Origin of the sequence: Plantibacter lichenum (assembly GCF_050587525.1) — a bacterium.
GTDB lineage: Bacteria > Actinomycetota > Actinomycetes > Actinomycetales > Microbacteriaceae > Plantibacter.
This window is the reverse complement of record NZ_JBOBFT010000002.1, coordinates 234,422-255,251: the sequence shown is the minus strand read 5'-3', so window position 1 is coordinate 255,251 and position 20,830 is coordinate 234,422. Positions and strand designations below refer to the sequence as shown.

20 protein-coding genes are annotated in these 20,830 nt (G+C 68.8%); 8 read left to right on the top strand and 12 right to left on the bottom strand.

The genetic code is table 11. The features are described 5' to 3' along the window. Positions 1-112 precede the first annotated feature (112 nt). Positions 113-2,506, bottom strand: a complete 2,394-nt coding sequence (purL, locus tag ACQ3HB_RS04540) for a phosphoribosylformylglycinamidine synthase subunit PurL (protein WP_430918151.1) — start codon at positions 2,504-2,506, stop codon at positions 113-115. Positions 2,507-2,704: 198 nt separating this feature from the next. Between purL and ACQ3HB_RS04535 the strand changes: the two genes are divergently transcribed. From ACQ3HB_RS04535 to ACQ3HB_RS04505, 7 genes are all read left to right on the top strand, one after another. Continuing rightward, positions 2,705-3,172 carry an Asp23/Gls24 family envelope stress response protein gene (locus tag ACQ3HB_RS04535; protein WP_430918150.1) on the top strand — a complete coding sequence of 156 codons (468 nt, stop codon included), beginning with the start codon at positions 2,705-2,707 and terminating at the stop codon, positions 3,170-3,172. Further along, positions 3,169-3,360 (top strand): DUF2273 domain-containing protein, encoded by a 192-nt coding sequence (locus tag ACQ3HB_RS04530; RefSeq protein ID WP_430918147.1) that lies wholly within the window; start codon positions 3,169-3,171, stop codon positions 3,358-3,360. The genes ACQ3HB_RS04535 and ACQ3HB_RS04530 overlap by 4 nt, the downstream gene beginning before the upstream one ends. Continuing rightward, positions 3,357-3,824 carry a hypothetical protein gene (locus ACQ3HB_RS04525; RefSeq protein WP_430918145.1) on the top strand — a complete coding sequence of 156 codons (468 nt, stop codon included), beginning with the start codon at positions 3,357-3,359 and terminating at the stop codon, positions 3,822-3,824. The genes ACQ3HB_RS04530 and ACQ3HB_RS04525 overlap by 4 nt, the downstream gene beginning before the upstream one ends. Next, positions 3,821-4,582 (top strand): hypothetical protein, encoded by a 762-nt coding sequence (locus tag ACQ3HB_RS04520; RefSeq protein ID WP_430918143.1) that lies wholly within the window; start codon positions 3,821-3,823, stop codon positions 4,580-4,582. The genes ACQ3HB_RS04525 and ACQ3HB_RS04520 overlap by 4 nt, the downstream gene beginning before the upstream one ends. Further along, entirely contained in the window at positions 4,579-5,205 is a 627-nt protein-coding gene (locus ACQ3HB_RS04515) for a hypothetical protein (RefSeq protein ID WP_430918141.1), read from the top strand. Before ACQ3HB_RS04520 ends, ACQ3HB_RS04515 begins: the two co-directional genes overlap by 4 nt. A 130-nt stretch (positions 5,206-5,335) precedes the next feature. After that, on the top strand, positions 5,336-5,992 hold the full coding sequence (locus ACQ3HB_RS04510) for an HAD-IA family hydrolase (protein WP_430918140.1): 657 nt from the start codon (positions 5,336-5,338) through the stop codon (positions 5,990-5,992). A gap of 248 nt (positions 5,993-6,240) precedes the next feature. Then, positions 6,241-7,008: a hypothetical protein gene (locus ACQ3HB_RS04505; protein WP_430918139.1), complete on the top strand. Its 768-nt coding sequence runs from the start codon at positions 6,241-6,243 to the stop codon at positions 7,006-7,008. Positions 7,009-7,107: 99 nt separating this feature from the next. On the opposite strand, the gene ACQ3HB_RS04500 is transcribed toward ACQ3HB_RS04505, so the two are convergent. The 5 genes from ACQ3HB_RS04500 to ACQ3HB_RS04480 form a co-directional block, all read right to left on the bottom strand. Further along, positions 7,108-7,860: an amino acid ABC transporter ATP-binding protein gene (locus ACQ3HB_RS04500; RefSeq protein ID WP_430918420.1), complete on the bottom strand. Its 753-nt coding sequence runs from the start codon at positions 7,858-7,860 to the stop codon at positions 7,108-7,110. Positions 7,861-7,925: 65 nt separating this feature from the next. Further along, positions 7,926-8,939 (bottom strand): amino acid ABC transporter permease, encoded by a 1,014-nt coding sequence (locus ACQ3HB_RS04495; protein ID WP_430918137.1) that lies wholly within the window; start codon positions 8,937-8,939, stop codon positions 7,926-7,928. 2 nt (positions 8,940-8,941) lie between these two features. Next, the gene (locus ACQ3HB_RS04490; RefSeq protein WP_430918135.1) at positions 8,942-9,835 is read right to left on the bottom strand and encodes an ABC transporter substrate-binding protein; all 894 of its coding nucleotides are present in this window, start codon (positions 9,833-9,835) and stop codon (positions 8,942-8,944) included. Positions 9,836-9,872: 37 nt separating this feature from the next. Beyond that, on the bottom strand, positions 9,873-11,810 hold the full coding sequence (locus tag ACQ3HB_RS04485) for an amidohydrolase (protein WP_430918133.1): 1,938 nt from the start codon (positions 11,808-11,810) through the stop codon (positions 9,873-9,875). A gap of 448 nt (positions 11,811-12,258) precedes the next feature. Next, on the bottom strand, positions 12,259-13,170 hold the full coding sequence (locus ACQ3HB_RS04480; RefSeq protein ID WP_430918132.1) for an SDR family oxidoreductase: 912 nt from the start codon (positions 13,168-13,170) through the stop codon (positions 12,259-12,261). Between the two features lie 96 nt (positions 13,171-13,266). Between ACQ3HB_RS04480 and ACQ3HB_RS04475 the strand changes: the two genes are divergently transcribed. Continuing rightward, positions 13,267-13,647: a winged helix-turn-helix transcriptional regulator gene (locus ACQ3HB_RS04475; protein WP_430918130.1), complete on the top strand. Its 381-nt coding sequence runs from the start codon at positions 13,267-13,269 to the stop codon at positions 13,645-13,647. Between the two features lie 158 nt (positions 13,648-13,805). Here the strand turns inward: ACQ3HB_RS04475 and purQ are convergent, their stop codons facing one another. The 6 genes from purQ to ACQ3HB_RS04445 form a co-directional block, all read right to left on the bottom strand. After that, positions 13,806-14,507 carry a phosphoribosylformylglycinamidine synthase subunit PurQ gene (gene purQ / locus ACQ3HB_RS04470; protein WP_430918128.1) on the bottom strand — a complete coding sequence of 234 codons (702 nt, stop codon included), beginning with the start codon at positions 14,505-14,507 and terminating at the stop codon, positions 13,806-13,808. After that, entirely contained in the window at positions 14,504-14,788 is a 285-nt protein-coding gene (gene purS / locus ACQ3HB_RS04465; RefSeq protein WP_430918127.1) for a phosphoribosylformylglycinamidine synthase subunit PurS, read from the bottom strand. Before purS ends, purQ begins: the two co-directional genes overlap by 4 nt. A gap of 145 nt (positions 14,789-14,933) precedes the next feature. Continuing rightward, positions 14,934-16,511: an APC family permease gene (locus tag ACQ3HB_RS04460; RefSeq protein WP_430918125.1), complete on the bottom strand. Its 1,578-nt coding sequence runs from the start codon at positions 16,509-16,511 to the stop codon at positions 14,934-14,936. Then, on the bottom strand, positions 16,508-17,404 hold the full coding sequence (locus ACQ3HB_RS04455) for a universal stress protein (protein WP_430918123.1): 897 nt from the start codon (positions 17,402-17,404) through the stop codon (positions 16,508-16,510). Before ACQ3HB_RS04455 ends, ACQ3HB_RS04460 begins: the two co-directional genes overlap by 4 nt. A 206-nt stretch (positions 17,405-17,610) precedes the next feature. Beyond that, entirely contained in the window at positions 17,611-18,972 is a 1,362-nt protein-coding gene (locus tag ACQ3HB_RS04450; protein ID WP_430918121.1) for a flavin monoamine oxidase family protein, read from the bottom strand. A gap of 204 nt (positions 18,973-19,176) precedes the next feature. Next, entirely contained in the window at positions 19,177-20,610 is a 1,434-nt protein-coding gene (locus ACQ3HB_RS04445) for an aminobutyraldehyde dehydrogenase (RefSeq protein WP_430918119.1), read from the bottom strand. Between the last annotated feature and the right edge of the window lie 220 nt (positions 20,611-20,830).

Sequence of the window (20,830 nt, the reverse complement as noted above, 5' to 3'; positions counted from 1 at the left end):
CTGCTCTCCAGGCGCACTTCCCTGCACGGGCGCCTGTGCCGCCCCGGAACGCAGACGTCCGCCGTACCCTGCGGATGCGGCGGACGAGCACTGCTGTCGAGGGCGCTCGGGCCTAGCCGACCGTCGCGCCGAAGCGGGCCGGGAGCACGCTCTTCGACACCGTGCGGAGCTCCGACACGGAGACCGTGAAGACGTCCTGCACTTCGAGCACGGGCTCGGTGGCGTCTGCATCGGCGGCGGAGGCGTCCGTCACACCGATGCGGATGACCGGGTAGCCGCGGCCTTCGCACAGACCGCGGAACTTCACATCGTCCTCACGCGGAACCGACACGAGCACACGGCCCGTCGATTCCGAGAAGAGGGCCGTCGTGAGGTCGACGCCGTCGCGCTGCAGCAGCTCGCCGAGGAAGATGCGGGCGCCGACGCCGAAGCGCATGACGCTCTCGGCGAGAGCCTGCGCGAGGCCGCCGTCGGAGAGGTCGTGGGCGGAAGCGATGAGGGCTTCGTGCGCACCGGCGTGCAGTAGGCCGGCGAGGTCCTGTTCACGGGCCAGGTCGACCGCGGGCGGCAGACCGCCGAGGTGGTCGTGGATCGTGCCGGCCCATGCCGAACCGGACAGTTCCGCCGAGGTCGTGCCGAGGAGGTAGATGTTGTCGCCCTCGTCCTGCCAACCGCTCGGGACGCGGCGGGCCACGTCATCGATGACGCCGAGCACTCCGACGACGGGGGTCGGGAAGATCGGGACGTCGCCCGTCTGGTTGTAGAACGAGACGTTGCCGCCGGTGACCGGGATGCCGAGTTCGAGGCAACCGTCCGACAGGCCTTCGACGGCCTCCGAGAACTGCCACATGACCTCGGGGTTCTCCGGCGAACCGAAGTTGAGGCAGTCCGTGACCGCCGCCGGAACGGCACCGGTGACGGCGACGTTGCGGTAGGCCTCTGCGAGAGCCAGGCGCGCACCCTGACGCGGGTCGAGCTGGCAGTAACGGCCGTTGGCGTCCGTCGCGATCGCGAACCCGAGGCCGGACTCCTCGTCGACGCGGATCATGCCGCCGTCGTCGGGGAACGACAGGGCCGTGTTGCCCATGACGTAGTAGTCGTACTGGTTCGTGATCCAGCTCTTGTCCGCGAGGTTCGCCGAACCGAGGAGCGCGAGGAACTGGTCCTTGAGCTCGGCGGCATCGGTCGCGCGGGGGAGGTCCTCGGCCTTGTCGGCCTGCAGTGCATCGATCCACGTGGGGTAGGCGACGGGGCGCTCGTAGACGGGACCGTCGACGGCGACCGTGGACGGGTCCACGTTCACGATCTCTTCGCCGTGCCAGTTGATGACGAGGCGACCCGTGTCCGTGACCTCACCGAGAACCGACGTCTCGACGTCCCACTTCGAGGTGACGGCGAGGAATGCGTCGAGCTTGCCCGGTTCGACGACCGCCATCATGCGCTCCTGCGACTCGGACATGAGGATCTCCTCAGGCGTGAGCGAGGGGTCGCGCAGCAGCACGTGCGAGAGCTCGACGAACATGCCGCCGTCGCCGTTCGCGGCCAGCTCGCTCGTGGCGCAGGAGATCCCGGCGGCACCGAGGTCCTGGATGCCCTCGACGAGGCTGTCGCGGTAGAGCTCGAGGCAGCACTCGATGAGCACCTTCTCGGCGAACGGGTCGCCGACCTGCACGGCGGGACGCTTCGTCGGGCCGTTCGCGTCGAACGAGTCCGAAGCGAGGATCGATGCGCCGCCGATGCCGTCGCCGCCCGTGCGCGCACCGAAGAGGACGATCTTGTTGCCGACGCCGGACGCGTTCGCGAGGCGGAGGTCCTCGTGGCGGAGGACACCGACCGACAGGGCGTTGACGAGCGGGTTGCCCTGGTACACCTTGTCGAAGTAGGTCTCGCCGCCGATGTTCGGCAGGCCGAGGCAGTTGCCGTACGAGGAGATGCCGGCCGTCACGCCGTGGACGACGCGCGCGGTGTCGGGGTGGTCGATGTCGCCGAACCGCAGCTGATCCATGATCGCGACCGGGCGTGCACCCATCGAGATGATGTCGCGGACGATGCCGCCGACACCCGTCGCCGCACCCTGGAACGGTTCGATGTAGCTCGGGTGGTTGTGGCTCTCCACCTTGAAGGTGACTGCCCAGCCCTCGCCGACGTCGACGACGCCCGCGTTCTCCCCCATGCCGACCATGAGGTTCTTCTTCATCTCCGGCGTGACCTTCTGACCGAACTGACGGAGGTAGGTCTTGCTCGACTTGTAGGAGCAGTGCTCGCTCCACATGACCGAGTACATGGCGAGCTCGCCGCTCGTGGGACGGCGCCCGAGGATCTCGCGGATCTTCGCGTACTCGTCCGCCTTCAGGCCGAGTGCGCCGTACGGCTGCTCGCGGTCGGGGGTGGCGATGGCGTTGTCGACGGTGTCGGCGACAGCGGTCGCATTGGTCGCATCGGCGCTGGGGGTGGTGGTCGTCACGAGGGCAGGACTCCAAAGGAAGAGGGGGGATGCCGGACCCATCAATCTTAGCGGCGTGCGCTCTCCACGAGTTCCTCGGTGCCGCGTCGGTCGTCGCGGCCGATTCGTCACGGTCCGATGCACGATTCTCGGCGGCTTCACGAGCTTCCCGCCCACCCGTGACGAACGATGCGACGGCTGCGTCCTATCACCGAAGCGCCGATCGAATCCCTCGACCGGACGACCGAGAAAGGCGACACCATGTCGAACACGACCAACACCCCCAGCATCCCGAAGCCCACCGTCTCGAAGGGCCGCCCCGCCGACGGCACCGTCATCGCCGACACCTCCTCCTTCGGCACGACCGTCATCGACGACGGCGTCATCGCGAAGATCGCAGGCATCGCCGCTCGTGAAGTCCGTGGCGTCCACGCGCTCGGCGGCGGAGCGGCTCGCGCCTTCGGAGCGATCCGCGACGCCATCGGTTCCTCCGACCTCTCGCAGGGCATCCGTGTCGAGGTGGGCGAGACACAGGTGGCCGTCGACGTCGTGATCGTCGCCGACTACCCCGTCGACCTGCAACTCGTCGCCGGCGAGGTGCGCGCATCCATCATCCGCGCGATCGAACAGTTCGTCGGCATGGAGGTCCCCGAGGTCAACGTGACCGTCAGCGACGTCTTCATCCCCTCCGATGACGAGGACCAGGAAGCCGAGGCGCGAGTCCTGTGACCGCGACCAGCATCGGCATCCTGATCGGGGCGGTCCTGGCGATCAGCTGGGTCGCCTTCGGGTTCTGGGCGTTCGTCTTCGTCGCCGTCGCGATGGGGGTCGGCGCCGTCGTCGCACGCATCGTCACGGGGCAGACGGACTTCCGCGCCATCGTCGACGCCGTGCGCGGGAAGCGCGTGTCCTCATGATGTCCACCGTCCTCGATCGCGGAGGCGCGCCCGACGCCCTCGCGGGGCCGCCGAACAGCGAAGGCTCAGCCGGCGGGAACATGTCGGGCGGGCCGTCGTCCGGTGGGCTCCCATCCGGCGGCCCCGGCCGGACGCGCATCGCGGCGAAAGCCCTCGAACACGTCGCGGTGGCCATCGCGGCCGAGACGCTCGGGGTTCCCGCGGGTCGCGTGACCGTCTCACTCGCCGACGACCGCGGCGCCCTCGCCCTCGTCGTCACCTCGCCCATGCGCGTTCCACCGCTCGGACTCATCGCCGCGGCGCCGGACGTCGTGGCACGATCCGGTGGCTCGATCCTCGACCGGGCGGGCGAGGCGACGGGCGCCATCGGAGCGAAGCTCGAAGCGTTGTCCGGGTCCAGGGTGACCAGGGTCGTCGTGCGTGTGAGCGGGATCGAGACGGCCCGGAGAGGACGGGTCTCATGACGAGCGACGACGTTCCGATGCTGTCTGGCGGGCCTGGCGGGTCAGACGGCCCCGTTGCGACGAGCGTGGCGGACGGGGCGCCGGTCACCGAGTCGACCGGGTCGCCCGCGACCGGGTCCAGTCCGGCCGCGTCGGGTTCCGCAGCGCCGAACCGGACCGCGCCGACCCCGACCCCATCGCCCGCTTCGACGCCGCTCCTGCGCCGCCTCGTGCGTCGAGAACTCCACTCGCCGAGGTCGACGGCTGCGATCGTCATCGCGATAGCTCTCGTCATCGTCGCCGTCTGGATCGCGGTCGAGACGGTGCTCGCCCTCGTCGGCGTTCCGCCGCTCCTCGTCGCGCCGGGCGACATCCCGTCGGCGGCCGCCAGCCTCCCGACGACGCAGCCGGCGATCCTCGGCGTCTCCGGCGCGGTCGTCCTGCTGCTCGGCCTCGTGCTGCTCGGCCTCGCCATCGGCCCCGGTCGTCACCATCGGCACGTGCTCGCGACCGACCGCGTCCTCGCCGTCGTCGACGACGAGGTCATCGCCTCGGCACTCGCGCAGCGCGCCTCCGCCACGGCGTCGACGCATCCGGACGGCACCGTGGTCGCCGTCGGGCGCCGCACCGTCGGCATCCGCATCACACCGGCGAGCGGCATCGCCGTCGACCGTGACGCGGTCGATCGCGCGGTCGCCGCCGACCTCGACGCCTTCGCGCTCCAGCCGCCGCTGCGCGTCGCCACCACGATCTCGACGAACGGGAAGGTCGGACAATGAACTCCACCAATCGCGGGCTGAACCGTCTGCTGCTCTTCATCGTCGGCCTCGTGCTCGTCGCGCTCGGTGCTGCAGCGCTCGCCGTCGTGACCGTTCCGTTCGTCGCCGACTGGTGGCGGGACGATCGCGCTGCGGTCCTCGACACGATCGCCGGCTGGTTCTCCTGGAACCCGTTCTCGGCCGTGCCGGGAGTCGTCGGAGACGTGGATCCCACACCCATGGTCGCTCCCGTCGTCGGTGTCGTGCTCCTCGCGCTGGTCGCTGCGCTCCTCGTCGCGTTCGTGCTCCGTCAGGGCCGTGGGCGGACGAACCTCGTGCATCGCGCCCCGGCGGAGCACGGCGAGGTCGTGCTCGAAGCCGATGTCGTCGCGCGCGCACTCGGCGATGCGCTCGCCGACACCGCCGCATTCTCCGCGGTGCGGGTATCGGCCTGGGAAGCCGGGCGGGAACGTGCGCTCAAGGTCGCCCTCACGTGCCGTCGTGGCGTGTCGCCGCGAACGGCCGTCGAGACCGTCGGCGCCGCCGTCGAATCGCTCGACGCTCTGCTCGGTGTCGAGCTCCCCGTACTGGTCGAGCTCGGTGGCGGCTTCCGGGCTGCCGCTCCGCACCGGGTCCTCCGCTGACCCGCTGACCTGATGCCCGGCCCGCCTCGTCCCCATCCCCTATCCGCCGAGGTGAGGCTTCCGGTCGTCCAAGCGCCTCCAGAACAACCGGAAGCCTCACCTCGGCGGGATGTTGCTGGAGAATGGGCGGATGAGCGAAGCACGCACCACATTGACCGTGAACGGGGTGCTGTTCGACATGGACGGCACACTCGTCGACTCCACCTCCGTCGTCGAGATCGTGTGGTCGGCGTTCGCTGTGCGTCACGGCGCTGAACCGGCCGAACTGCTCGCGTTCGCACACGGACGACGGGCGTCCGAGACGATCGCCGTGTACGGAACCCCCGGAATCGACGTCGACCTCGAGGTGACATCGCTCATCGCCGAGGAGATGTCGATGACGGAGGGCATCGTCGAGATCCCGGGGGCCGCCGCGTTCGTCGCATCGCTGCCCTCCGCTGTGGTCGGTCTCGTGACGTCGGCGCCCGGTGAACTCGCTCGGGCGCGCATGGGCGTCGTCGGCATCCCGATCCCGCCGGTCATCGTCGCCGCCGAGGACGTGACGTCGGGCAAGCCCGACCCGCAGGGATACCTTGCGGCCGCAGCTCGGCTGGGGTTGGAACCGGCAGACGTCGTCGTGTTCGAGGACGCCGATGCAGGCCTGCGCGCCGGGGTCGCTGCCGGCATGCAGGTCGTGGTCGTTGGCGACTACGCGGGCGAGATCACCGACGGCCTTCCGCGCATTCCCGACTACCGGGCCGTGACGGTGACCGCCGGGCCGGGCGGCGCCTTGACCGTCGTGCTCTGACCGTCCCGTCGTCGTATCCCGGCTTATCCCTCCCACCAGGGGTTTCACAATTCAGGATGATGTGCACAATTCAGGACGATCGACCGGTGTGTCGCGCGGAATCCTCCTGAATTGTGCGGATGTTCCTGAATTGTGCAACCCCACGTGACGAAGGGGGCGATGGGTCCGTCCTACCTGTGAGAACGTATTCGACACTCGACGGGAAAGCCCACGAGGACGAGACTCGACGAGACGGACAAGGAGCGGACATGGCTGAACACGACGACGCACGGGACCAGGCAGCAGCAGCAGCGAAGCACGGAGCGGATGCGGTGAAAGACGGCGCAGAGGCAGCGAAGCACGGCGCGGAGGCCGTGAAAGACGGTGTCGGCGATGCGACGCAGGCGGTCTCCGACGGCGTTCGCGGAGCCAAACGCGCGGCGGCCGACGGCATCGGTGATGCGAAGGACGCCGTGAAGGACGGCGCGGCCGATGCCAAGAACGCCGTGAAGGACGGCGCCGCGGATGCGAAGAACGCTGTGAAGGAGGGCGCCGCGGATGCCAAGAACGCCGTGAAGGAGGGCGTGTCAGGTGCCAAGAACGCGGTGCAAGACGGCGTGAAGGACGCGAAAGCGGCAGTCGTCGGCGGGGTCGACGACGCCAAGCACGCTGTGAAGGACGGAGTCGACGGCGTCACCCACGCTGCGGCCGACGGTGTGAGCGGCGCGACCGGCGCGGTGAAGGACGGAGTGGCGGGGGTTCGGGACGCCGCCAAGAACGCGGTCGCCGACGGCCAGCACGCCGCCGCGAAAGCACAGGACGCCGTGCAATCGGCCGCGGACGACGTCCGTCACGCTGTGAGCGACACCGTCGGTGAAGCGACCGATCGTGTGACGTCGACGGTCGACTCCGTCGCCGACGAACTCGAACAGCAGTACCGCAAGCACCCGGCAGCCACGATCGCGGTCGTCGCGGGTGTGGGCATCGCTGCCGTCACCGTCGTGGTGCTCGTTGCACGGGCCATCGCCCGCCGGTAGAGCGACGACGAGGGTTCACGGCGCAGTTCGGGTGGGTGGGAAGCGATCCCACCCACCCGAACCGCCAACTGAACCGCGCCGGGCGGGCGCGCAGCGCGCCTACAGCACCTTGGAGAGGAACGCGCGGGTCCGAGCGTGCTGCGGGTCGGCGAGGACCGTGCGAGGATCGCCGGACTCGACGACGACGCCCTGGTCCATGAAGACGAGCGAGTCGGCGACCTCCCTCGCGAAGCCCATCTCGTGCGTGACCACGATCATCGTCATGCCGTCGCGCGCGAGGCCCTTCATGACGTCGAGCACGTCGCCGACGAGTTCCGGGTCGAGCGCGGACGTCGGCTCGTCGAACAGCATGAGCTTCGGGTCCATCGCCAACGCTCTGGCGATCGCGACCCGTTGCTGCTGCCCGCCGGACAGGTGCCCCGGGTAGGCCGCAGCCTTGTCGGACAGGCCGACGCGGTCGAGCAGTTCCTTCGCCCGCTGTTCCGCCGCCGCTCGCCGCTGCCCCTTCACCTGCATGGGCGCCTCGACGATGTTCTCGAGCGCCGTCATATGCGGGAACAGGTTGAACCGCTGGAACACCATGCCGATGTCACGACGCTGTTTCGCGGCCTCCTTCGGTTTGAGTTCGTACAGCGTGTCGCCGCGCTCGCGGTACCCGATGAGGTCGCCCTCCACGAGCAGCCGTCCGCCGTCGACCCGTTCCAGGTGGTTGATGCAGCGGAGGAACGTCGACTTGCCGGAGCCGGACGGCCCGATGAGGCACATGACCTCGCCACGCTGCACCGTCAGGGAGATGTCCTTGAGGACCGTGTTCGAGCCGAAGCGCTTGACCACGCGCTCCGCCTGCACCATCGGCAGCGCGGTCCGCGGGCTCGGCGAACTCGGTGGGCTCGGCGGCGTTGGCGTCGTGTCGGCGGTCATGCGGTCCCTCCCGGGCTCGTGCCGCTGGGTGTCGGCGGGTCGGTCGGAATGGTGCCCGTGAGCACCTCACCGTCCACGCCGGTCGCCCCGTTCGCGATGTCCACGCGCGTCAGCCCGCGCGCGAACCGCTTCTCGAGGAAATACTGGCCGACCATCATGATCGAGGTGAACAGCAGGTACCAGAGGGAGGCGACGATGAGCAGCGGAATGGGGTTGAACGTCTCCGATGAGATGTCCCGCGACCTCGTGTACAGCTCCTGCGTGAACGGGACGGCCGTCACGAGCGACGTCGTCTTGAGCATCGAGATGACCTCGTTGCCGGTCGGCGGGATGATGATGCGCATCGACTGCGGCAGGATGACCCGCCGCATCGTCTGTCCCCAGCTCATGCCGAGGGCTGTCGACGCCTCATCCTGCCCGCGGTCGACCGACATGAGGCCGGCGCGGACGATCTCCGACATGTAGGCGGCCTCGTTGAGAGCCAGGCCGATGACGGCGATCCAGAAGGTGCTGAGGGCGGCATCGGTCGGCAGTTGCGCGATCGGCGGGAGGAAGGGCAGCCCGATGTTGAGGGTCGGGTAGATCGTCGACAGGAGTCCCCAGAACACGAGCTGCACATAGACGGGTGTGCCGCGGAACAGCCAGACGTACGCCGCCGCGATGCTCTTCAGCACCGGATTGTCGGAGAGGCGCATGATCGCGAGCAGCACACCGAGGACGATGGCCCCGATCATCGAGTACACCGTCAATTGCAGGGTGATGAGCGCGGCCAGGGTGATCCGACGGTCGAAGACGTACTTGCCGACGGCTGGCCAGTCGTATGCCGGGCGGAGCGCCGCGTCGTAGATGACCGCGGCGAGCAGCACCAGGATGATCACCGCGAACACGTTCCGCCACGGGTGACGGAGGCGGACCACCTTGAGCGGTGGCGGGCTGTCCTGCGCCCCCGGCGCCGGAGTCCCCGAAGGGACCGATCCGGACGCCGGGGCGCTTCGGAACGGGTCGCTCATGGTCAGCTCGTCGCGCCGTTGACGTCGATCTTCGGGATGGCGCCGGACTCGACGCCCCACTTCGCGAGGATCTTCGTGTAGGTGCCGTCGTCCTGCAGGGACTGCAGAGCCGTCTGGAGGGCCTTGGCGAGGTCGCCGCGATCCTTCTTGATGGGCATCCCGTAGAGGAAGGTGGAGTAGACGTCGCCGGAGAGTTCGAGCTTGTCCTTGCTCTGCTGCACGGCGTACTGGACGACGGGCGAGTCGGCGGACATCGCATCGGCACGGCCCAGTGTCACGGCGGCGGTGGCTTCATCCTGCGTGTCGTAGCCGAGGGCCTGGATGGCGGGCTTGCCGGCATCGACACAGGCCTGCGACTTCGCCGGGACGTCTTCGAGCGCCTCGGTCGTGCCGTTCTGGACGGCGACCTTCAGGCCGCACGCGTTGTCGGGGTCGACGGTCTTGCCCTTGGGCGCCGCCCACTGGATGCCGGCCGTGTAGTAGTCGATCATGTCGACCTGCTGCTGCCGTTCCTTCGTGTCGAAGAACGAGGAGAGGCCCACGTCGTACTTGCCGCCCGTGATGCTCGGGATGATGTTGTCGAATTTGGCGACCTGGTAGTCGGTCGTGAGGCCGAGCTTCGCGGCCATCGCATCGGCCAGTTCGATCTCCCAACCGATCGGGTTGCCGTCGGCGTCCTTGAACTCGTTGGGCGCGTAGCTCGCGTCCGTTCCGATGATGAGCTTGCCTGCCTTGGTGACGTCGTCCGGCAGGAGTGCAGCGGCGGCCTTGTCGACGGAGACGGCGCCGGCCGATCCACCGCTCGTCGGCGTTGCGACCTCGTTGTTGACGCAACCCGTGAGGAGGAGGGCCGCGGAGGCGACGAGTGCTGCGGGGAGCAGATATCTGGTTCTCATGAAGGGGTTCCTTGCTCGATCGGTGGGACGGTGGACATCAGTGGGACGGGCGGACGGTGGTGGGATCGCGGGCGCGGTCCCGGTCGTGGGCGGATGGGCTGGTCGATGAGGCGTGGGTGGTCCGAGCGCCGGACTCGGTGACCTTCGTGGACGGTTCGTCTCGCGCGGGCTGCTCGGGTCGCGCGGGCTGCTCGGGTTGCGCGGTGAAGACCCGGCGACCGGCGACCCACGTGCCGACCGTGCGGGTGCGGTGGATGTCCTGCGGATCGCCGCGGAACGGGTCACGGTCGGTCAGGACGAGATCTGCGACGGCGCCCACCTGGATCGTCCCGGCGTCGTCGCGGTGGTTCACCCGGTTGGAGCCGGCCGTGTACGCGGCGATCGCATCGTCGAGCGTGAGCGCCTGGTTCCGATTCAGGGGGAGCGGGTTGTAGTCGGGGTCGTCCGCGGGGAGCGTGCGGTTGACGGCGACGTGGAGGGCGGCCCAGGGGTCCGGGGTCGTGACCGGCCAGTCGGAGCCTGCGCACAGTCTCGCTCCCGAGCGGACGGCGTCCGCGAACGGATACTGCCAACCCGCTCGCTCGTCGCCGAGGATCGGGAGGTTGAGCTCGACCATCTGCGGTTCCCACGTCGCCCACAGCGACTGGATGTTCATCGTGACGTCGAGGTCCGCGAACCGCGGCACGTCGTCGGGGTGCACGATCTGGACGTGCGCGATGTGATGCCGGCAGAGCGACGGGCCGTTGCGGGCGATGGCGGCTTCGACCGCGTCGAGGCACTCTCGGACGGCCCGGTCCCCGATGGCGTGGAAGTGGACCTGGAAGCCGGCCGCGTCGAGCTGGGTGACCGCTTCGGCGAGGAGTTCCGGCTCGACGAAGGAGATGCCGCTGTCCGGGGCGTGGTGGTGGTGCGAGTGGCTGTGGCCGTGGTGGTTCGGGTTCGGTGCGCTGTTCGTGCTGCTGTCGCCCCCGCGCTCGCCGCTGCCGCCCAGGTAGGGCTCGATCATCGCCGCCGTGCGGTTCTCCGGGATGCCGTCCTGCATGATCTTGATCGTGCCCGCCGTGAAACGCCCCGGCCAAGGGCTTGCGCTCCGTGCGCGGGCTGGGCCTGCCGCTTGGCCTGCCGCTTCGCCTGCGGCAGCGATCGCGTCCCGCCTGGCGATGAGGTCCGGGATCTGCTCGAGGCCGCGACTCCGGTCCCACCAGAGCGCGCCGACCACATGACCGGTGAGCGCTCCCGATGAGGCCGCCGCGAGATACGCGCCGCTCGTGTCCGAGTGGTTGTCCGCGTCGCCCACGATCGCGTCCTGCCAACCCGTCACGCCGACCGAGTGCAGGTACGCCTGTGCGGCGATGAGTGCTTCGATCGTGTCGTCCGCCGTGTCCTCCGGGACGAGGTACGAGACAAGCCCGCGCGCCCCTTCGTGGAGCGTGCCGTTCGGGGAGCCGTCGTCGTCGCGTTCGATCCGACCATCGGCCGGGTCCGGGGTGGAGCGGTCGATGCCGGCGAGCCGGAGCGCAGCCGCGTTCACCCAGGCGCCGTGATGGTCGCGATTCTGGAGGAAGACGGGTCGGTCGGGGACGATGCGGTCGAGATCGGCCGCGAGCGGGGTGCCACCGGGGAAGGCGGACTGCTGCCAGCCGCCTCCGACGATCCACGGGAGGTCGGGGTGGGACGCGGCGTACGCGGCGATCGCGTCGAGGTAGTCCGCTGCGGTCCGGTGCCCGGAGAGATCGCAGCGCATCCGTTCGAGTCCGCCCTCGACGGGGTGGATATGCGCGTCGACGAACCCCGGGAGGAGGAGGCCGTCGGGGGCTTCGATGACGCACGTGGACTCACCGATCGAGGCGATGGCGTCCTGATCGAGTGCGGACACACGCCCGGCCGTGACGGCGACGGCTCCTGAGCGCGGGCGTGATCCTGGTCCGTGGTAGACCGCTCCCGCGAGGAAGACCGTATCCGCACTGCTCGTCATATCACCTGCTCGTGGAGTGGGTGGTGCCTGTCGTGCCGGTGCATCGTCGTTGGTGCATCGGTGGTATCGAGAGCATAACCGGTGGGATTGCTCCGGATTCGGCTGCCAGATAGCGATTTCGCAACGGAATCCGGAATGCGCTGTCTGTGAGCCCCGTTCGGAGGGCGTGCCGGTGATGTGGGCGCACGCTGGTCGGCGATGTCACTGGGTGGGGGCTGGGCGCGATGGGTGCGCGCGCTGGCCGTCGGCTGTGCGGTGCTGCGTCATCGTCATCGTCGAGTCGTCCGCATCGCGCTGCCCGCAATGCCGCAGGCCCGGACGCCGAACGCCCACACACCGACCCCGGCGGAGCGGAGTGAGTGCATGGGCGAAGGGCGGGGCGGCGATGCAACGCGGGGCGGCGATGCAACGCGCGACCGGCGCTTGGTCCGCGCGGAGCCGCTGGCGACTAGCTCGCGGCGACGACGGCGCGCAGGCCCTCGACGAGCGGCGTCGTCGGGCGGCCGATGAGCGCGGCGAGTTCACCGTTCGTCTCGCCGAGGAGGCCGTCGCGCGTGTTGCCGTCGAGCCCGACGACGAAACCGACCGTACCCTCGTCCAGACCGGCGGCGAGGAGCGCGGCCGTGTGGTCCTCAGGCGACAGGTCGCGGTACTCGATCGTCGTGCCGGTGACCTCGGAGAACGCCTTCGCGAGTTCATCGTGCGACCATGCGACATCCCCGGAGAGCTCGAACACACGGCCCTCGAGGCCGTCCGTGATGAGCGCGACGGCGGCAGCTTCGGCGAAGTCGGCGCGCGAGGCGCTCGACACCAGGCCGTCGCCGACGCTGCCGATGAAGGAGCCGCTCTCGGCGGCCTGCGCCAGTGCGCCGGCGTAGTTCTCGGTGTACCAGCCGTTGCGGAGGATCGTGGTCGGAACGCCGGATGCGGCGAGCAGCTCCTCGGTGGCCTTGTGCTCCGGCGCGAGGATGAGGTCCGAGGTCGTCGCCTTCGGGGCGCTCGTGTAGACGATGCGGGCGACGCCTGCGCGAGCGGCGGCATCGATCACGTTGCGGTGCTGGGCGACGCGGTTGCCGACTTCGGAGCCGGAGACGAGGAGGACGGTGTCGCCGGCCTGGAGCACGGCGTCGATCGTCGCGGGGTCGGCGAAGTCGAGTCGAGCGGTCGTGACCCCCTTCGCGGCGAGGTCCTCGAGGGCTTCGGTGCGGCGGCCCGTCGCGACGATGCGGCCCGCATCGACGCCGCGCGCGAGCAGTGACTCGACGACGTGGTGGCCGAGCTGCCCTGAGGCGCCGGTGACGACGAGGCGGCCGGTGGAGGTGGTGGATGCGGATGCTGCGCTGGAGGCGTCGAGCGACATGATGTGGGTCCTTTCCCGTGGGTTCGCCTCACCATAACGCAGGCGGCTGCTGATACTTCCCGAGAGAGAGTACCCACTTTCAGGTAAGCTACTCACATGTCCATCAGTCTTGGGGAACGGCCCGGGTTCACCGACGGAATTCTTCCCGCAGCGTGCCCCACCCGCACGGTGCTCGATCACGTCACGAGCAAATGGGGCGTCCTCGTCCTGCTCGCCCTGTCCGACGGCACCCTCCGCTGGAGTGAGTTGCGTCGCGTGGTCGACGGCATCAGCGAGAAGATGCTCGCGCAGACGCTCCGGACGCTGGAACGCGACGGCATCATCATCCGCACGGCGTACCCGACGATCCCGCCGCACGTCGAGTACCGCTTGAGCGAGCGCGGCGTGGACCTCAACACCCACCTGATCCCGCTCATGGCCTGGATCGACGACAACGCCGACGCCATCCTCAGCCCGCGAGGGGTCGGAAACGGCTAGTCCCGACCCCCGTCAACGAGCCATTTGCGACTCCTCGCGGGCCGGGAGGACGACGAAACCTCCGCACCGGAGGAGGGGCGGAGGTTTCGTGAGAGTCAGGGAGGGGCTGGGCGGCCCTTCGACAGGCTCAGGGACCGGGGACCCGGAGCGGAAGGACGCTAGACGGCCTGGAGGGCCTGGACCGCGCTCGTGAAGAACGCGAGGCCGTCGACGCCCGAGCGCATGGCGGCCGGGGTGTCCGGGCCGAAGCCGGGCTCGATCGCGTGCTCGGGGTGCGGCATCAGACCGACGACGTTGCCCGCCTCGTTCGTGAGACCGGCGATGTCGTCGAGCGAACCGTTCGGGTTGATCCCCGCGTACCGGAACGCCACAAGACCCTCGCCCTCGACGCGCTTGAGCGTCTCGGCGTCGGCGATGTAGCCGCCATCGGCGTTCTTCAGCGGGATGACGATCTCCTGGCCGCGCGAGAACTGGTGCGTCCAAGCGGTGTCCGCGTTCTCGACCGTGAGCGCCTGGTCGCGGCGGATGAACTGCTGGTGCGCGTTCCGGATGAGACCGCCCGGCAGCAGGTGCGCCTCGACGAGCATCTGGAAGCCGTTGCAGATGCCGAGGACGGGCATGCCCTTCGCGGCGGCATCCTTGACCTCGGTCATGATCGGTGCGATGGCGGCGATGGCGCCAGCGCGCAGGTAGTCGCCGTAGCTGAATCCGCCGGGCAGGACGATCGCGTCGACGCCCTGCAGGTCGTGGTCGCCGTGCCAGAGCGCGACGGCTTCCGCACCGGCCATGGTCACCGCGCGCTGGGCGTCGCGGTCATCGAGGCTGCCCGGGAACGTGACGACGCCGATGCGGGTCGTCATGCTGCGTCGCCCGCTGCTGCGCCCGCGCCGTCCTCTGCCGGGTAGTGGATGGCGACGACGTCCTCGATCACGCTGTTGCTGAGGATGTCGTCCGCGATCTGCTGCACCTTCGCGCGCGTCTCATCGGTGACGGGACCGTCGACCGTGAGCTCGAATCGCTTGCCGATGCGGACATCGGTGAACTCGCCGCTGCCGAGACGCGACAGGGCGCCGGCGACGGCCTTGCCCTGCGGGTCGAGCAGTTCGGCTTTCGGCATGACTTCTACGACGATGGTCGGCACGGACATCTCTTTCGTTGCGACGCGACGGGGGATGCTCTCACCCTATCCGAATTCAGGAACAGGTGAGGGCCGAGTGCGTCGTGCGCTCGGCCCTCGATCGGTCCTGAAAACGGGTGGAATCAGCGGTTCGGGGCTGTGACCCGCTCTACTCCGGCAGGGCCGCGTCGGCCTCGTTCGAGTCGCCCGCGACACCGCGCGAGAGCGTCTTGTTCCGGAAGAAGTCCGGTCGCAGCTTGGCCTGGATGAGCATGATCACGATGCCGAGCACGATAATCGTCATTCCGAGGATGAACACGAGGCCCACCCCGCCGATGTTCGATCCGCTGCCGTAGGCCGGGTCCGCGCTCTCGATGATGGTCGTGAAGAACAGCACCGCGAGGATCAGGCCGCCGACGAGCGGGGCGAAGAACTGGAAGAAGAAGTTCCGGGCGCTCGAGAACCACTGCTTCCGGAAGTACCAGACGCACGCGAACGCGGTCAGGCCGTAGTAGAAGCAGATCATCATGCCGAGGGTCGTGATGGTGTCCCACAGGACGTCCTCGGAGATGAAGCGCATGACGGCGTAGAACACGGAGGCGACGACGCTCGACACGATGGTCGCGTAGCCGGGCGTGAAGAACTTCGGGTGCACCTTCGAGAACTTCGGGGAGAGCGCGCCGTAGTGGCCCATCGCGAGGAGCGTGCGGGCGGGCGACACGAACGTCGACTGCAGCGACGCCGCGGACGAGGAGAGCACGGCGATCGACACGAGGATCGCGAGCGGACCGAGGATGGGGCCCGCGAGCGAGAAGAACACGTTGCCCTGGATCGCCTCGTTCCCGAGACCGACCTCGCCCTTCCCGACGCCCGCGTAGTTGATGAGCGCGACCGAGAGGAACAGGTACAGGACGACGATGATGAGCACGGTCGCCGTCGCCGCCTTGCCTGGCGTCGAGGCCGACCCCTTCGTCTCCTCGGACATCGTGAGCGTCACGTCCCAACCCCAGAAGATGAAGATCGAGAGCGAGAGGCCGGCGGCGAAGGCGCTGAACGAGCCGACGGAGAACGGGTTGAACCAGTCGAGGTTGATCGCCGTGGCGTCGAACGCGTTGCCGGCGGCGACGTGCGCGAACGCGACGATGCCGAAGAACACCATGACGAGCAGCTGGAAGCCGACGAGCACGTACTGCAGCTTCTGCGTCGTCTGCATGTCGCGATAGGAGATGAGCGTCGCGCCCAGCATGAAGGCCAGACACGTGATCACGTTGATGAACGGGTTGCGGGTGAGATCCGCGATTCCCGGGTTCTGGAAGATCTGCGACAGCATCAGGTAGAAGAAGTCGACGGCGATGCCCGCGAGGTTCGAGAGGACGACGATCGTCGCCGCGATGAGCCCCCACCCGGCCATCCAGCCGATCCACGGCCCGAACGCGCGTGTCGCCCATGTGAACGAGGTGCCGCTGTCCGGCATCCGGCTGTTCAGCTCCCGATAGCCGAAGGCGACGAGGAGCATGGGGATGAAGCCGACGAGGAAGATCGCCGGCACGTGGGTGCCGACCTGTGCGACCGTCGGCCCGAGGGCGCCCGTGAGCGTGTACGCCGGGGCGATGCAGGAGATGCCGATGACGATCGCGCCGATGAGGCCGACCGTCCCGGCGCCGAGGCCCTTCTTGGACAGGGCGCCCGTCGCGGTGGTCTCGGGGTGGGCGATGTCGCCCGTCGGAACGGATTCTGGAGGAGTCATGATGCGTCTCCGATGCTCAGCACGGAGTGTCGGGGGACGACCACCATGGGAACGGGCAGCTCGCGCAGCATCTTCGCCGCTGTGGAGCCGAGGAACAGGTGTTTGGGTTGTGCGAGGCGGCTGGAACCGACGAGGACGACCTCGGCCGGATCCCAGTCGAGGCTGACGACGGCGTCCTCGACGCGGCCGCCCGTGGCGATCTCGGTCGTGACGGTGACGTCGGACGGCAGGTGCGAACTCGCGTACTCGAGGACCTCCTGCGCGTGCGCGGCCGCGCGGGCCATCGCGTCGGGGTGCTCAGCGCCCTCCGGCTGGTCGAGGGCCACGAGGGAGACGAGCCGCAGCGGGATGGAGGACCGACGTGCGGCGATGATGCCGGCGTCGAGGAGCTCGTCGGCTCCGGCGCGGGTCCCGATCGCGCACGTGATGCGGCTGAGGGTCGGCTCGCCGGCGGGCGCCTGAGCCACGTCGCGGCAGCCGTCCGGTGCGAGGGCGACGGGGACGACCGCCGAGTGCAGGAGCGTGTTCGCGACGCTGCCGAGCGAGAAGCGGCCGAGGAGGCCGCCGCGGGCCGCGCCGATCACGATGAGGGAGCCCTCGAGGATCTTCGACGCTTCGAGCAGGCCCTCCGCGAACGACTCCGCGTAGACGAGGTGGGACTTGGCCTTGAGGTCCTTCGGGACGGACGAGAGGGCTTCGGTGAGCCAGCCGTCGGCCGTCTCGCGGAGGAAGCGTTCGTAGCCCGGGTCGGCGGGGACGAGGGTCGGGCGCTCCTCGTTGGAGAGGACGAGCACCACGTCGAGGCGGGCCTTGGCGGCACGGGCGAGGCGGATCCCGTGGGCGAGCGCGTCACGTCCTGCCGGGGTATCGGTGTATCCAACGATGTATCTCATCTGGTGTTCGCTTTCGATCGGGTGCGATGCCGGACTGCACGGCGGTGTGCGGTGGTGCGTTGGAACCCTTCGACAGGCTCAGGGACCGGACCCCGGTCACTGACCCGGGGATCCCGGTCACTGAGCCGGAGATCCCGGTCACTGAGCCGGAGATCCCGGTCACTGAGCCTGTCGAAGTGTGGAACTGGTGGAGCCGATGCTACCGATCAGGAGGCGTTGTGTCGCTCGATGATCGCTGCCGCGGTCGCTGCGCCGATGCGGATCGCGCCGTCGACGTGCTGGTACCCCTCTGCGGCGAGATCGCTCGTGGACCAGTAGATCGGTCCGACGGGCGTCGTCTGCATCGCACCGTAGCGGGAGAGCCCGCCGAGGTCGAAGCTCGCGGCGTACGCACCGCGCGTCCACTCCTCGCTGCCCCAGTCGCTCTCGTAGTAGACGACCGGGCTGAGGGCCTGCTCGCCGTAGTAGTGGGAGAGCGAGGTGAGGATGCGCTCGCGGCGCTCCTCGGCGGAGAGCTTGAAGACGGCATCGGCCTTCAGATCGGACACGAAGCCGACCAGGGTGCCGCGCGGGTCCTCGTGGTTCGTGTTGTCGTACGCCTCGTGGACGATCTCGTACGGGCTGAAGGCCGTGCCGGAGAGGCCGGCCTCGCGCCAGAACGGCGTCTCGTAGACCGCGTGCACCTTGATGACGAGACCCAGCGACATGTGCTGGTGCATCTGGTGGCTGAGGCGGGGGAGCGGCGGCTGGTAGTCGATGCGGGTGTACAGGTTCGGCGGGACGGCCACGATGACGTACTTCGCGTTGACCGTGATGCCGTCGGCCTCCGCGGAGACGCCCTCGTCGGACCACTCGAGACGGCGGACCGGGGAGTTCAGGTGCACGTCGTCGCCGAGCGATTCCGCGAGCTTGATCGGCACCTGCTGGAGGCCGCCGACGACGCGCTTGTCGAGGATGAAGTCCGCGTCGACGAGGTGCGTGAAGCTCCCCGCGGAAGCCGCCATCAGGAGCGCCTGCAGCGCCGAGAAGGAGTGCGACGGCTTGGTCAGCATGGCTTCTGCGATGAAGAGGGCGATGTTGTCGCGCGCTTCGATGTCGTCCGTCTGCTCTGCCAGCCAGGCGCTCCAGGAGATCGAGTCGAGCTCCTTCGCGCGCGGGTGCGACCACGGCTCCTGGACGCCCACCTCGGCGACGAGGCCGTCGAGCAGGTCGATGAGGCGTTCCATCTCGCGCTGGGTCGACGCCTCGACGGGGAAGATGTCGCCCGTGAACCGGGTGATGTCGCCGTCTGCATTGATGTAGACGCTGTCGCCCTCGCGGTAGCGCGAGTAGGTGTCGAGGCCGAGCTCGGCGAGCGTGTCGATGAGCGCCGTCTGGTCCGGTGAGACCCACTGGCCGCCGAGCTCCAGCATCGCGCCGTCGATGTGATCGGTCCAGAGGCGGCCGCCGACGCGGTCGCGCGCTTCGAGGACGGCGACCGAGAGGCCCGCCGCTCGCAGCTTCGTAGCGGCCGTGAGGCCGGATGCGCCCGCGCCGATGATGACGACGTCGCGTTCGAGTGCGGTCATGTTGTGTGCTTCTTTCTGTTGCCCTCCGACAGGCTCGGGGACCGGATGTCCCGGTCACTGAGCCTGTCGAAGTGTGCTTCGGTGAGTTCTGAGACCGGCGTGGTGTTCAGAGATCGTGGTGCGGGGGTCCCGGTCACTGGGCTTGTCGCCCTTCGACGGGCTCAGGAACCGGGTGTACGAGTGCGGGACCGGGTGGTGCGTGCCTTACGCGTCGAGGCTCGACATGACGTGCTTGAGACGCGTGTAGTCCTCGAAGCCGTAGGAGGAGAGGTCCTTGCCGTAGCCGGACTTCTTGAATCCGCCGTGCGGCATCTCGGCGACGAGCACGATGTGGGTGTTGATCCACACACAGCCGAAGTCGAGGTCGCGGGACACGCGCAGCGCCTGGCCGTGGTCCTTCGTCCACACGCTCGACGCGAGCGCGTACTCGACGTCGTTCGCGAGTTCGATCGCCTCCTCCTCGGTCTCGAACGGCTGCACCGTGAGCACCGGGCCGAACGTCTCCTGCTGGACGCAGGCGTCGTCCTGGCGGACGCCCGTGAGAACCGTCGGGGCGAAGAAGAATCCGCGGTCGCCCACGCGCTTGCCGCCCGTCGCAACCGTCACGTGCTCTGGCAGCGCATCGATGACGCCCTGCACCTGCGTGAAGTGGTTGACGTTGTTGAGCGGGCCGTAGAACGCGTCGGGGTCCTCGGCATCGCCCGTGACGGTGGCTTCAGCGGCGGTGACGAGCGCGTCGACGAACTCGTCGTGGATGCTGCTGTGCACGATGACGCGGGTGGCGGCCGTGCAGTCCTGACCGCCGTTGAAGTAGCCGGCCTGGGCGATGCCCTCGGCGGCCGCGGCGATGTCGACGCCGGGGAAGACGATGACGGGCGCCTTGCCGCCGAGTTCGAGGTGCGCGCGGTGCAGGTTCTTCGCAGCCGACGTCGCGACGGCCTGGCCCGCTCGGACGGAACCGGTGATGGCGACGAGGCCGGGCGTCGGGTGCTCGGTGAGGAACGTGCCGGTGGAGGCGTTGCCGAGGACGACGTTGAAGACGCCGTCCGGCAGGATGCCCTGCGTGAGCTTCGCGAGGACGAGCGTCGACTCCGGCGTCGTGTCGCTCGGCTTGAGGACGATCGTGTTGCCGGCGGCGAGGGCCGGTGCGATCTTCCAGACGGCCATGAGGAACGGGTAGTTCCAGGGGGTCACCTGGCCGACGACGCCGATCGGTTCGCGACGGACCCAGGAGGTGAAGCCCTCCATGTACTCGCCGGCCGACTTGCCCTCGAGCACGCGAGCAGCGCCCGCGAAGAAGCGGAGCTGCTCCGCGCCGACGAGGACCTCTTCGGCCTTGATCGTCTCGGAGGGCTGGCCCGTGTTGCGGTGCTGCGCCGCGACGAGTTCGTCGGCGTGCTCCTCGAAGGCGTCTGCGAGCTTCAGGAGCGCCGCCTGCCGCTGGCTGGGGGTGGACCGGTTCCACGTCTTCGCGGCGGTCTTCGCGGCTGCGTACGCGGCGTCGACGTCATCGGAATCCGAGACGGGGGAGATCGCGACGACCTCTTCGGTGGCCGGGTTCACGACCTCGATGGTGTCGCTTCCGTGAGCATCGACGAACGAGCCGCCTATGAAGTTCTGGAGGGTCGAGCCTGACATTGCCGTTCCTTTCACGTGTGCCGGCTGCGGCCGACACGTCGTCATGGACTCCCGATGGAAGGTTGATGACGAGTATGCCGGTATCCGCAGCATTGCGGAACACATCATGGTGATTTCGAGTGCATCGCACCCATTCAGCTACGTATTCAGTTGTGGATGCTTCGGGTGCTGCCAACCTCCAAACCTCCGTTTTCGTGCAATTCGGCCGTTGTGCACGGCA